The organism is Neobacillus sp. 114, assembly GCF_030127045.1.
In the GTDB taxonomy this organism is placed as follows: domain Bacteria; phylum Bacillota; class Bacilli; order Bacillales; family Cytobacillaceae; genus Neobacillus; species Neobacillus rhizophilus.
This window is the reverse complement of sequence record NZ_CP126144.1, coordinates 2,702,990-2,715,809: the sequence shown is the minus strand read 5'-3', so window position 1 is coordinate 2,715,809 and position 12,820 is coordinate 2,702,990. Positions and strand designations below refer to the sequence as shown.

Genomic DNA, 12,820 nt, shown 5'->3' with positions numbered 1-12,820 from the left:
ACTAGAATATAAGCGGACTCCAGTTTAAGGAGACCGCTTTCTATTTTTCATCACCTAATTCATGAAAAGAACCTCCATTTTAGACAACTGGAGGTTCTTTTGCTTATTACTTCGGCTGCATCCGAATCGCGCCGTCAAGGCGGATCGTTTCGCCATTTAAATATGGATTTTCAATGATGCATTTTGCTAAATGGGCATATTCGGATGAGTACCCTAAACGCTGCGGGTACGGAACCATTGCACCTAATGCCATTCGGACTTTTTCCGGAGCTCCGGCAAACAATGGCGTATCCATAAGTCCTGGAGCAATCGTCAAGACTCTGATACCATGTCTGGAAAGGTCTCTGGCAATAGGCAAGGTCATACCGACGATGCCTCCTTTTGAGGCGCTATAGGCTGCTTGGCCCATTTGGCCATCAAATGCAGCAACAGAAGCGGTATTAATGATTACTCCTCTTTCCCCTTCTTCGTTTGGAGCATTTTGCGTCATTTTTTCCGCAGCTAAACGAAGCACGTTAAATGTTCCTATTAAATTGACTTGTATAACTCTAGTAAAAACGCCAAGATCATGTGGCTTTTCTTTGCCTACCGTTTTTTCGGCCGCACCAATCCCTGCACAGTTTACAGCAACATGAATAGCCCCAAACTTTTCAATAGTTTGGTTAATAGCATTGACCACATCGTCCTCACTGGTAACATTTGTTTTAACGTAAAGAACACGGTCTGAACCTAATCTTTCTACTAAAGCAGCGCCTCTTTCTTCTTGCAAATCAAAGATGGCTGCATATCCCCCATTTTCAATAATCGTTTCGACGGTGGCTTCTCCGAGACCGGAAGCGCCTCCTGTTACGACTGCTACACTGCCGTTAATTTTCATTTATCATGTTCCTCCTCTAATAAAATCGAAATCTTAAAAAATATGTTTAATACCCTGGGGATGCTCATTCCAATCTGTGTGAAATGAGCATCCATCAGGGAATTTTATTGATAACGACTAGCTAATTCTTTCAATAATCGTGGCATTCGCCATTCCGCCGCCCTCACAAATAGCCTGTAAGCCATAGCGGCCGCCGCTTCTTTCCAGTTCATGCAGCAAGGTGATCATCAGGCGGGCACCAGATCCTCCAAGCGGATGGCCCAAAGCGATTGCCCCGCCATTTGGATTTAGCTTTGCTGGATCTGCTTTTAATTCATCCATCCAGAGCATAGGAACAGGGGCAAATGCCTCATTTACTTCATAGGTATCCATATCTTCAATTGAAAGCCCAGCTTTTTCAAGTACTTTTTTCGAAGCAATGGAAGGACCTGTCAACATTAAAGTCGGGTCAGAACCCACAACAGAACGAGCAACGATGCGGAATCTCGGCTTTAGACCTAATTCCTCTGCTTTTTCCCTCGACATTAATAGAACAGCTGCAGCACCATCACTCATTTGGCTGGAATTTCCTGCATGAATTCTTCCGTCCTGTGTAAATGCAGGCTTAAGAGATGCCAATTTTTCCAATGATGTATCCTTTCTTGGACCTTCATCCTGTGTGACAACAATTGTTGACCCATCTTCCCGTTTTACTTCAATCGGCATAATTTCACGATCGAAACGGCCTTCTTCTTGAGCTATAATGGCTCTTCGATGACTTTCAAGCGAGAATTCATCGAGCTGACTGCGAGTATAGCCCCATTTTTCAGCAATCCGCTCTGCCGATAAACCTTGATGGATCATCTCATATTTTGAGGTTAACTCTTCACTCCAGGTTGACTCCTTGCGGGAGGCTCCCATTGGGATCCTTGTCATGCTTTCCACTCCGCCGGCAATAACAACATCCATGTCCCCGCTCAAAATCGCCTGAGCAGCAAAGTGAATAGCCTGCTGGCTGGAACCGCACTGACGGTCGATGGTAGTTCCCGGCACGTGTATTGGGAAATCAGCCATTAATGCAGCGCTGCGCGCGATATTTAGTCCTTGCTCTTCCACTTGGGCAACACACCCCAAAATGACATCTTCCACAAGTCCTGGAGAGATCCCCGCACGGTTGACCAATTCTTTCAAAACCTTTGCGGCCAAATCATCAGGACGGACTGAACTGAATACTCCCTTTCTTTTCCCTACAGGGGTACGTACTGCTTCAACGATTACAACTTCTCTCATTCTCTATTCCTCCTAAATTTTAATAGTAAACTAAACATTAGAATGGATTGATAAACTTTTTTGAATAAAATCGATAGACTTCTTTGCCTCTTCTGTCATTTGAGCAAACAATTCCTTGATCGATAATATTTCTTTAATAAGACCGACAGATTGGCCGCAGGACCAAATACCACCATCTAAATCCCCTTCAAAATACACATGTTTGGCTCTTTGACCGGTAATTAGCGGCAATAATTGTTCAATTGTTGCTCCTTTTCTTTCAAGGTGGTCTACTTCCTTACTGACAGCATTTAAGGCAACGCGGGATGGACTGCCAATATTACGTTGAATGATAATGGTATTCGTTTCATCAGATTCCACCATCCATCGTTTTACATTCTCGTGAATGGGCGCTTCCTCTGTAGCCATAAAACGGGTACCCATCACTACCCCTTCTGCCCCAAAAGCTAATGCACTTACCAGTCCTCTTCCATCCGCATAACCCCCGCCAGCAATAACGGGAATATTGACTGAATCTACTATTCTTGGAAGCATGACTAAAGTGCCCACATCACTCATACCCGGGTGGCCGCCAGTTTCATTGCCGACAATAATAACAGCATCGACCCCAAGTTTTTCTGCAGAGACGGCATATTTTACGCCGGCCACTTTATGGAGGACAATGAAGCCGTTTTCTTTCAGCTTTGGCATTAAATCTTTGGGACTTCTGCCGCTAGTTTCGACTATTTTAACCCCTTCTTCAATCAAAACATCAATAAAATCTTCATTTGGGGTGGCGGTCTGGCTCGGAAATAAGTTGAGGTTTACGGCAAATGGTTTGTTTGTTAGCGCTTTAATTTTGTGAATCTCTTGACGAAGTGCTTCAGGTGTACCTTGTGTTTTTGAGGTAATTATTCCTAAACCTCCAGCTTCTGAAACTGCGGCTGCCAATTCTGCTCTGCCAACTTGAAACATGCCGCCGCAAATAATAGGGTATTCGATTCCTAACAATTCAGTAATTCTTGTTTTCACCGTATTTCCCCTCACAAAGTTAATTATTATTCCTTAAATGGTTTAAATAGTACCCCTAATTCTTGTAAAATCTCATCGTTGTGTTCTCCATGACCCGGTGCTTGGCGAACTGTTTTAGCCTGCGTTCTTGATAGTTTAATAGGATTTGCTACTTGTCTCATTGTGCCATGTTGAGGGTGGCTTACCTCTTCTATCATTCCCCGATGCCTGATTTGCGGGTCATGAACCATTTCCTCCATCGTTAAGACTGGGGCAACACAGGCATCGACACCCTCGAAGAGATTGACCCATTCATTTAATGTTTTCGTTCCGATTACGGCTTGAATATCATTTTTAATCGAGGTTTGCTGATCGGCTGGGGCATTTAACTGGCTTATTAAATCTTCCTTACCAATTACCTGACAAAAGTTTTTCCAAAACTTAAATTCTAGAGCTCCAACAGATATGAAGCGGTTATCTTTCGTTTCATATGTCTCGTAACAGGCGAGGCGGCCGTTTAAGACGAGCTCTCCGCGTTTTGGAAGTTCCCCAGTGGCTAAAAATGCCGGCAAAAACGTTTGCATCCAGGAAACCGCTCCATCCAGCATGGAAATATCAATGAATTGACCTTTCCCAGACTTTTTCGCGTCAATGATAGAAACGAGAATCCCGATAACTGCCATTAAGGAACCGCCGCCAATATCCCCTATTTGAACGGAGGAGCTTACCGGTTTTCTACCTTGTTCTCCTTGCAGCTCCAATAATCCGGAATAACTCAAAAAGTTAATATCATGACCTGGAATATCCTTATATGGCCCGGTTTGGCCGTAGCTTGTAATCGCGCAATAAATCAACTTGGGATTATGTTTTTTCAGTTCTTCATACCCCAGTCCGAGTCGATCCATGACACCCGGTCGAAAGGATTCTACCAGAACATCGGCTGTTTTCACCAATTCAATAAATATCTGTTTATTTTCTTCTTTTTTTAAATCAAGGCTCACGCTCCGCTTATTCCGATTCAAAGAATGAAACATCGCGCTTGCTTCACCAATTTTTGGATCTCCCCATCGCGTATAATCACCTAACTTCGGGTCTTCAATTTTAATCACATCTGCCCCAAAGTCGGCCAGCATTAACGAACAATACGGCCCCGGCAAAAGTCGCGTCAAATCAAGGACACGAATACCCTCCAAAGGCATAGTCAATCGCACCCACTCCCTCCCAAAAAGATACAGCATAAAGTAGATTACCTATTTTTAATAATACCAATTTTCTAATAATTTTACAATTAATTTATTTTTTAAACATTAATTCAATGTTGTGATGCAACCGTTTTATAATTCTCTCTTAATTGATATTTCAAGACTTTCCCTGAGGTGTTTCGTGGAAGTTGGTTGATTTGATAGATGATTCTTGGAATTTTATAACCTGCGAGTTCTTCCCGGCAGAATTGCTGTAATTCTTCTTGATTAATTTGTTTTCCTTCTTTCGGAACGATAACTGCTGCTACCGTTTCACCCCATACTTCATGCGGAACGCCAATTACGGCTGCTTCTAAAATATCAGGATGTTTGTAAAGGACATGTTCAACCTCAGTAGAGTAGACATTTTCGCCGCCGGAAATAATCATATCTTTTTTCCTGTCGACTAGGGTAATGTAGCCATCTTCGTCTATTTTTGCGAGGTCACCTGTATATAGCCAGCCATTCCTAAGAGCCTTTGCTGTTTCTTCAGGTTTTTTATAATAGCCCTTCATGACGTTTTCACATTTAATAATAAACTCCCCAACCTCACCCGGCTTTACATCCTCACCGTTTTCATCCACTACTTTTGCATCAGTACCATAAGAAGCTCTACCGGAAGCGCCAAACTTTGTTTTGTGTTCTTCTGGCAATAAATATACTCCTCCGGGTCCACCCTCCGTTTGACCGCACATATTATAAAATTGATCCGTCTGAAACATCTCCATTGCCTGTTTCAACAGGGCTGTTGGCATAGGAGCTGCCCCGTATCCGCACCGTTTCACACTGGATAAATCAAATTGCTCCCTGTTCGGTACCTGCAACAAAAAATTATACATAGTCGGAACGCCAAAGAATAGGCTGATTTTGTATTGATCAATATCTTTTAAGGTCTGTACAGGATTAAATTCCTGGCGGACAATTTGTGTACAGCCAAGGATTGAACCTGGGACAAGGAATAAATTCAATTGTGCACAATGGAATAACGGGGCAAGATGAAGTAGTTGATCCTCCGGCCCCATTTTAAATGTAATGATGATTCCTAGTGCTACATGGATAACGCGGTGATGATCCAAAACCACTCCTTTGGGCAGTCCGGTTGTTCCGGAGGTATACAGAATCTCTGCATCATCTGATTCCAAAACTTCCCGTTCAGGATTATCTGCAACCGAGCTTTGGAACGCGGATAAAAGGATTTGGTTCTCTCTTTTATTCGAACCCGCTATAACCTGAAGCTGGATCTTGTCGTTTCCTTCAGAAGCTTTATGGACGACTTCTGCCAAATCCTCATCGGCAAAGACCATTATCGAATCAGAATCGTCCAAAATATAGCTGGCTTCTTTGGCAGTTAAGCGAAAATTTACAGGAACAGCGACCCCGCCGGCTTTTAAAATTCCATAATAAATAAAACAGAATAAATCTGAGTTTTTCATCATTAAGGCAATCTTATCGCCTCTTTTCACCCCATAGCTAATGAGAGCGTTGGCAATACGATTCACCTGTGCATTGTATTCCTTATACGTATATTTGCTTTCATTAAAAATGATTGCTGTTTTGTCTGGCTGATATCTGGCATTTCGCTCAAGTGCTTCAAAAAGATTCACTTCATATTCCTCCCACATTCGAATACATAGACATATAAAAATAGAAGAAAAAGGGGTGGTGACTTTAGTTCACACTCACCCCTGCAATATCAGCTTATAACCCCAAGTTTTTAGCAATAATTGTTTTCATAATCTCATTGGTGCCAGCGTAAATCGAACCGACTGCCACATCTCGGTATCTTCTTGCAATCTCGTATTCTTCCATATATCCGTAGCCGCCGTGCAGCTGCATACAATCGTTGGCAACACTCTTGGCAAGGTCCGTCAGCCACCATTTTGCCATCGATACTTCATTGACCACATTCTTTTTCTCCATATGGTCGGCGATCAATTGATCGACAAAAGTTTCGCCGATTTTGATTTTTGTGGCCATTTCGGCAATCTTAAACTGGGTATTTTGGAATTTACTGATTGGTTTTCCAAATGCCGTCCTCTGCTTGACATACTCAATGGTCATCTCCAGCATATGTTTACTGGCGGTGATACTGCCGATTGCCAGCATCAACCGTTCCTGCTGCAGCTTTTGCATCAGATAATAAAAACCTTTTCCTTCCTCACCAATTAAATTTTCCTTAGGCACAACCGCATCCTCAAAAATGAGTTCAGACGTATCATTGGAATGCTGCCCCAATTTACGAAGCTTTTTGCCTTTTCGAAATCCAGGTGTTCCTTCTTCCACCACAATTAAGCTAATTCCTTTATGCTTCGGTACTGCATTTGGGTCTGTTACACATACAACGATAACGAAGTTAGCTGAATACCCATTGGTAATAAAAGTTTTTTCTCCATTGATAATATAGTTGTCCCCACTTTTAATCGCCGTTGTTTTTACCCCAGCCAAATCAGAGCCAGTCCCCGGTTCGGTCATGGCAATGGCCGAAATCATATCCCCGCTGACCGCTTTTGGCAGCCATCTTTGCTTTTGTTCCTCAGAAGCAAATTCGGCAATATAAGGAATAACGATGTCATTATGAAGGCCGATTCCGCCTGCCCCCGCTCCAACCTTATCTAGTTCTTCGGTAATGACAACGGAATAGCCAAAGTCAGCACCCGACCCTCCATACTTTTCATCCACCCATGGACAGAGGAAACCTTGTTCTCCGGCTTTTTTCCAAAATGATTTAGGGACCTGCTTGGCTTCCTCCCATTCTTCGAAAAAAGGGTATGCTTCCTTCTCCAAAAATTTTCTAAAGGATCTTCTAAAAATTTCATGCTCTTCGGATAAATACGATTTTGCCATTTACAAAACCTCCCTTTTTTTAAAAAATCAATTTATTGTCCCGACCAATTTGGCTTCCGTTTTTCGGCAAAAGCCCGCGGACCTTCTTTCGCATCATTACTTGCAAAAACTTGACTTGTATATTCATTATTGATGGACCAGCCTTCCGGAGGAAATGTCATGGAAGTGTCTAATCCACGGTAGACAATTTCTTTACTCGCTTTCACAGCGAGCGGAGCATTGCAAATAATTTCCTCTGCCAGCTGAATCGCGGCATTGAGGACTTGATCATGCGGGACTACTTCGTTCACCAGCCCCCACTGTTTTGCTTCTTCCGCAGAAATAGGATTTCCTGTAAGAATAACGCGCATTGCCACCTTCAGAGGAATTTGCCTCGGCAGGCGCAATAGTCCTCCTCCTCCGGCAATAAGACCCCTTTTTACTTCCGGCAGCCCGAATGATGTCTTTTCAGAGGCGACAATTAAATCGCAGGCTAAGGCAATCTCTGTACCGCCGCCCAGGGCAAATCCGTTCACCGCAGCAATAACAGGCTTTGAGATATGATGTCTCACAATCCCGGCAAATCCCCATTCCTTCATTTCGTCTGTTGTCGAAAATCCCCCAGCTCCTATTTCCTTTAAGTCAGCACCTGCTGAAAAGGCGCGGTCGCCTGCCCCGGTTAATATAGCCACCCAAAGATCAGGGTCCTCATTAAACTCCTTTAACGCAGTTCCTGTTTCCAGCCAAAGACGGCTGTTAACAGCATTCATGGCTTCCGGCCGGTTAAAGGTAACCACAGCAATTCGGCCAATTTTTTCTACTATAATAGCTTGATAGTCCATTATGATTCTCCTTCATTATTCGTTTTCCACCACGGATAAAAGCTTGGAAGATCAGTGCTGACCTTCATTGGGAAATTTGGTTTTCTTTTTTCAAAAAATGCAGTGATTCCTTCTTTTACATCGGCTTGCTGCCCGGTCCAATGAATCATTTTGGATTCAACTTTGTGTGATTCGTAGGGATGGCTTGCACCAAGCATCTTCCACATTAATTGCCGTGACAAGGTGACAGAAATGGCAGATGTATTTTCGGCAATTTCCTTCGCAATCGCTTCGGCAACAGGCAAAAGCTCTTCAGGTGAAACCACCTGACTTACTAAACCAATTTTTAATGCTTCCTCAGCGGGAATAATTTTCCCTGTATAAACGAGCTCAGCTGCTTTACTGATTCCGACTGCTCTAGGTAAAAACCAGCCGCTGCATGCTTCCATGGTAATGCCGCGCCTGCTAAACACAAAACCGATTCTTGCATTCGATGACGCAATCCTAATATCCATTGGTAAGGTCATGGTCGCGCCCACCCCTACAGCAGGTCCATTGATAGCAGCGATGATTGGCTTTTTCAATTCATAGATTCGTAAACTTAACATTCCTCCGCCGTCCCGATACTCCTCGATTGGCGTCTCCTTATTTTCAAATGTGCCGGTGCCGCTTCCTAAATCTGCCCCTGCACAAAATGCCTTTCCGTCACCGGTGATAATAATGGCTCTTACATCATCATTGGCATCCGCTTCATCAAACACTTGAATAAGTTCGTTTAGCATTTGATGATTAAAAGCATTTAAATTCTCCCTGCATAGGGTAATCGTCATGATTTTATCTTCTAATGTTGTTTTTAACGTTTCAAACTGAACTGTTTGCATTCTAATCACCTCAATAATTTTTATATAAAAACAATCATTTCACTTCGATGTCTTTTTAAAAATTTGCCGGGTCCCAGCTTTCCTCCTGTTGGTACTTTCGTAAGATTCGGCGGGCGATGGTAGCAGTATGTGCCTCATCAGGTCCATCATAGATTCTAGCGTACCTGGCTTCCCGGTACATTTTCTCTAATGGTGTATCGGCGGTGACCCCTAATGCACCGTGTACTTGAATCGCGCGGTCAATCACATCATGAAGGACCTTTGCTCCATATACCTTTATCATGGCGATATCAATCCGGGCATCTTCTCCCCTGTCAATTTTTCTTGCCGCTTCAAGGGTCATCAGTCGTGCCGATTGGATTTCCGTTGCGGAATCAGCAATAAATTTTTGAATCATCTGCTTTTCTGATAAAAGAGAGCCATGAGCATATCGGTTTAAGGCCCGATGACACATCAAATCAAAGGCTCTTTGGGATTGACCCAGCCACCTCATGCAATGGTAGATTCGGCCGGGACCCAGTCTTTTTTGGGCAATGACAAAACCTTCTCCCCTCGCACCTAATAAGTTTTCCTTTGGAACCCTGACATTTATTAAACGAATTTCGCAGTGGCCGCCTGAGGTATGTCCCATAGTCGGCACGACTCTAACAATCTCATAACCAGGTGTATTTGTCGGAACAATTATCATCGATGCTCGCTTATGACGGTTTGGTTCGTCAGGTTCTGTCACACAAAAAAGGGTGGTAAACGCAGCACGGTTCGCTCCGGTGGTAAACCATTTATGGGCATTAATGACCCATTCGTCCCCATCCAAGTATGCTGTAGATTGTATTAATGTCGGATCGGACCCGGCCACATTAGGCTCCGTCAAACCTACAGATGGATTGATTTCTCCATTCACCATTGGGTAAAGCCATCTTTTCTTCTGCTCTTCTGTTCCGAACAGGTTTAACATCGTCCCATCCTGGGCAGTATGGGTACCCAAAGCGAACATGGCAGCTTCGGAACGGCCAATTACTTCATTTATATAGACGTAGTCCATAAATTTCATACCGCCGCCGCCAATCTCTTTCGGAAGGCCTAAAGCCCATATCCCCTCTTCCTTCGCCTTTGCCTGTAATTCCTTAAGGACCTGCCTTCCGTCTTGCTCGCCTTTTTCAATAACGTTTTCTACCGGAATGACTTTTTCATCGATAAACCTTCTCACTTTGTCTCGAATTTCCATTACATACGGACTAATAGCGTATTTTTGTTCAATTTCGTTCAATATCCTTCCCTCCCATTTTGCCAACCTTACACTTAGTTATCTAACCAGCGCCATTTCAATGGTTAACTGCTCCCTTATCCTCTTTCTTAATGGAAAAATGTACCTGGATTCTATCGCTCTGTTAGCTGCATTTTCCTTATATAAAAAGCGTAGAAGGCGGCATTGAATTTCATTCAATTGTTTCCATTTATCAGTAACATCCTCGATAAACACCGCTTCTTCCAAGGCGGAATCCAACTCTTCCACCCAATTAAAGGCGGAAGTCTCCCTTGAATCTGACCGTATTGCTTGTAAAAATTCTTCAACAGTTTGATTGATTAGCGTAATTAACTGTTCTTTCGGTTTCGTATTCTCAATAGTATTGGTATCCACATTTTTTAAAACAGAAAGCAAGGCAATGGCTTGTTCCTTTGCCATGCCGCTGGTGAGATTAGGAATGATTACATCTTTTATCACATCGTTGGCGGTTTTTAACGTAAACGATTTATCGAACATCATTTCCCCCCTAGTAGCCTAATAATTCGGCAACCATATTCCTCATCAATGGCCAGCGATAGCCTTGGCGGGCCATCCGAAGATCCTTTGTTTCTCCTTTTGCAAACGACGTCCCTGCCGATTGGGAGATAAGAACAAACCTGACTTGATGGTATACCTCATAATAATGAAGCACCTTTTCCTCTACCCTTAATCCGGTTAGCTCACTATACGTATCCAAAAACAGCTGTCTATCTACTAGGTAACACATCAGCGGAGAATCCATCCGGTTCGATTTGGCACAAACATAGGCAACGTCTGCCATGGGATCTCCGATTTCGGCTGCTTCCCAATCCAGTATCCCCGTGATTTCATTGTGGCTATATAGCAAATTACCAGTTCTGTAATCATTATGTATGAGGGAATACCTTTGGGCAGCCGGCTTATGCGCCTTTAACCATTCCAAAGCATCAACCATTACCGGGTCAGGGCTGATTTGGTAGCGGTAATACATTTCCTCTAAACCTATTAATTTATCATCAATAAATCCGTACTCTCCTTTGGGCTCGTCAAAGTCCTCCGTAAAGCCGGCTCCACTATAATCAAGAAGGTGCAATTTCGCCAAATACTGGACAAAGTGAAAAGGAATTTCCCCTTCTTCATTGGCTCTTTTAAAAAATAATTGCCCCTCCTTTGACCAAGGTACGTAACTGTTTCCGGGCAGTTTATCCATTACAAAAAACGGTCCGCCGAGAATCGATTCATCTGTTTCATACCAGTAAACTCCCGGGATAGGCAGGTTGCAATTTTTACTTAAACGATCCAAATACTTGAACTGTAGAAAAAAATTTCTGTTCTCCCTCATTAACCCGCCTTTATTTTGCTTGCGAATCGCAAATCCTTTTATCTGTTTGCCGTTCGCGGTTTCCCAGTGGACATCGAAAATAAAGGCTTCATCAGACCATCCTGCGGAAGGCTGGGAATACTCCCGAATTTCTACCTTTTCTGCCCCTTTTATTTTCGATTCAAAATAAGCTTTCAATGAGAGTTTTATTTTTTCTGCCAACAGCACCCCGCCTTTCACCATTTACCACAAAATTTCTACATTCATTTCTTAAGAGTATTTTCCAATGCCCAATCCGTTAAATTCTTGACGAAGATATCAAGCTGCGCAAATCTTTCATCCTGGGTTTGCCCTCTCTTCCACCGGTAATACATTTGTTGGGCAATGACGACATGCTTGAAGTAGCCAAAAACCATGTAATAATACATTTTCGAAACATCGCGCCCACTTTTCTTAGAGTAGGCTTCAATAAATTCATTTCTTGTCATGAAACCCGGCCTAAGAGTAATTGGGTTTGACAGTTGCTGGTTTTTGAAAAATTCAGGATCATCATGGTCGAACCATAAAACCAATGCGGATGCAAGGTCATTAAGCGGATCGCCGACTGTACTCATCTCCCAATCAAGAATGCCTGCCAATTGACCTAGTTGATTCTTAGAAAACAAAACATTTTTTAAGTGAAAATCATAGTGTATGAACGTTGCTGGCTGAGAAACGGGCCTGTTTTCGATAATCCATTTTATTAGTCGTTCCATTCCGGGAATTTCTTCAGTTTTTACGTTTTGATAACGGCCAATCCAGCCATGTACCTGCCGTTCTAAAAATCCTTGCGGACGTGTTAAGTTAACGAGATTAGTGTTCTTATAGTCTATTTCATGAATGGCAGCCAAGGTATTTACCATAGAATAAGAAACCTCATTAAAAAGGGCTGGATTTCCATCTTCATGATTTGGAAGTGCCTGATCCAGCAATACACCATGAAGACGCTTCATACAATAGAACGGTGCCCCGATAATAGATTCATCATCAATAAAAAAATAAGGCATAGGTGCAAGGGAAAATATTGGGCTAATTGCATCCAACACTTTAAATTCACGTTTCATATCATGTGCTTTTGTATTAACCGGACCAAGAGGTGCCCTTCTTAGGACACCCTCCCAGTCTCCGATATTGATCAAATACGTTAAATTGGATTTTCCGGCACTAAATTGTTTCACTGTCATTGGGTCACTGCTTAAGTTTGGGATCCTTTTTCTAATTAGCTCTTCAAGCATGGAAAGATTTAATTCTTCGCCTTCGCGAACAGGAATTGTATCTTGTATATTCATGGACA

At 42.9% G+C, this 12,820-nt stretch carries 12 protein-coding genes; all 12 read right to left on the bottom strand.

From position 1 onward, the window contains the following. Nucleotides 1-106 precede the first annotated feature (106 nt). Nucleotides 107-877 (bottom strand): 3-hydroxyacyl-CoA dehydrogenase, encoded by a 771-nt coding sequence (locus tag QNN06_RS13330; RefSeq protein WP_213115905.1) that lies wholly within the window; start codon nucleotides 875-877, stop codon nucleotides 107-109. Between the two features lie 117 nt (nucleotides 878-994). Next, complete coding sequence (locus QNN06_RS13325) at nucleotides 995-2,146, bottom strand: thiolase family protein (RefSeq protein WP_213115906.1); 1,152 nt, start codon at nucleotides 2,144-2,146, stop codon at nucleotides 995-997. A 30-nt stretch (nucleotides 2,147-2,176) separates the two neighbouring features. Beyond that, nucleotides 2,177-3,157 carry an NAD(P)H-dependent flavin oxidoreductase gene (locus QNN06_RS13320; protein WP_213115907.1) on the bottom strand — a complete coding sequence of 327 codons (981 nt, stop codon included), beginning with the start codon at nucleotides 3,155-3,157 and terminating at the stop codon, nucleotides 2,177-2,179. A gap of 26 nt (nucleotides 3,158-3,183) precedes the next feature. After that, complete coding sequence (locus QNN06_RS13315; RefSeq protein WP_213116878.1) at nucleotides 3,184-4,335, bottom strand: CaiB/BaiF CoA transferase family protein; 1,152 nt, start codon at nucleotides 4,333-4,335, stop codon at nucleotides 3,184-3,186. A 113-nt stretch (nucleotides 4,336-4,448) separates the two neighbouring features. Then, entirely contained in the window at nucleotides 4,449-5,981 is a 1,533-nt protein-coding gene (locus QNN06_RS13310) for a class I adenylate-forming enzyme family protein (protein WP_213115908.1), read from the bottom strand. Between the two features lie 94 nt (nucleotides 5,982-6,075). Further along, the gene (locus QNN06_RS13305) at nucleotides 6,076-7,221 is read right to left on the bottom strand and encodes an acyl-CoA dehydrogenase family protein (RefSeq protein ID WP_284037698.1); all 1,146 of its coding nucleotides are present in this window, start codon (nucleotides 7,219-7,221) and stop codon (nucleotides 6,076-6,078) included. Nucleotides 7,222-7,253: 32 nt separating this feature from the next. Beyond that, nucleotides 7,254-8,042, bottom strand: a complete 789-nt coding sequence (locus tag QNN06_RS13300) for a crotonase/enoyl-CoA hydratase family protein (RefSeq protein WP_284037697.1) — start codon at nucleotides 8,040-8,042, stop codon at nucleotides 7,254-7,256. Beyond that, complete coding sequence (locus QNN06_RS13295) at nucleotides 8,042-8,902, bottom strand: crotonase/enoyl-CoA hydratase family protein (RefSeq protein ID WP_284037696.1); 861 nt, start codon at nucleotides 8,900-8,902, stop codon at nucleotides 8,042-8,044. Before QNN06_RS13295 ends, QNN06_RS13300 begins: the two co-directional genes overlap by 1 nt. 55 nt (nucleotides 8,903-8,957) lie before the next feature. Continuing rightward, a complete protein-coding gene (locus QNN06_RS13290) occupies nucleotides 8,958-10,169 on the bottom strand; it encodes an acyl-CoA dehydrogenase family protein (protein ID WP_284037695.1) in 1,212 nt (403 codons plus the stop codon). Nucleotides 10,170-10,205: 36 nt separating this feature from the next. Beyond that, a complete protein-coding gene (locus tag QNN06_RS13285) occupies nucleotides 10,206-10,664 on the bottom strand; it encodes a hypothetical protein (protein WP_217034013.1) in 459 nt (152 codons plus the stop codon). A gap of 10 nt (nucleotides 10,665-10,674) precedes the next feature. Then, the gene (locus tag QNN06_RS13280) at nucleotides 10,675-11,709 is read right to left on the bottom strand and encodes a phosphotransferase family protein (RefSeq protein ID WP_217034014.1); all 1,035 of its coding nucleotides are present in this window, start codon (nucleotides 11,707-11,709) and stop codon (nucleotides 10,675-10,677) included. 41 nt (nucleotides 11,710-11,750) lie between these two features. Then, nucleotides 11,751-12,815, bottom strand: coding sequence for a phosphotransferase family protein (locus tag QNN06_RS13275; protein WP_217034016.1), 1,065 nt, complete (start codon nucleotides 12,813-12,815; stop codon nucleotides 11,751-11,753). Between the last annotated feature and the right edge of the window lie 5 nt (nucleotides 12,816-12,820).

What these genes read in the sequence shown, in the direction of transcription:
- QNN06_RS13275 (WP_217034016.1), bottom strand. Translation starts at nt 12,815, where the DNA reads ATGAATATACAAGATACAATTCCTGTTCGCGAAGGCGAAGAATTAAAT.
- QNN06_RS13295 (WP_284037696.1), bottom strand. Translation starts at nt 8,902, where the DNA reads ATGCAAACAGTTCAGTTTGAAACGTTAAAAACAACATTAGAAGATAAA.
- QNN06_RS13315 (WP_213116878.1), bottom strand. Translation starts at nt 4,335, where the DNA reads ATGCCTTTGGAGGGTATTCGTGTCCTTGATTTGACGCGACTTTTGCCG.
- QNN06_RS13330 (WP_213115905.1), bottom strand. Translation starts at nt 877, where the DNA reads ATGAAAATTAACGGCAGTGTAGCAGTCGTAACAGGAGGCGCTTCCGGT.
- QNN06_RS13325 (WP_213115906.1), bottom strand. Translation starts at nt 2,146, where the DNA reads ATGAGAGAAGTTGTAATCGTTGAAGCAGTACGTACCCCTGTAGGGAAA.
- QNN06_RS13285 (WP_217034013.1), bottom strand. Translation starts at nt 10,664, where the DNA reads ATGTTCGATAAATCGTTTACGTTAAAAACCGCCAACGATGTGATAAAA.
- QNN06_RS13300 (WP_284037697.1), bottom strand. Translation starts at nt 8,042, where the DNA reads ATGGACTATCAAGCTATTATAGTAGAAAAAATTGGCCGAATTGCTGTG.
- QNN06_RS13305 (WP_284037698.1), bottom strand. Translation starts at nt 7,221, where the DNA reads ATGGCAAAATCGTATTTATCCGAAGAGCATGAAATTTTTAGAAGATCC.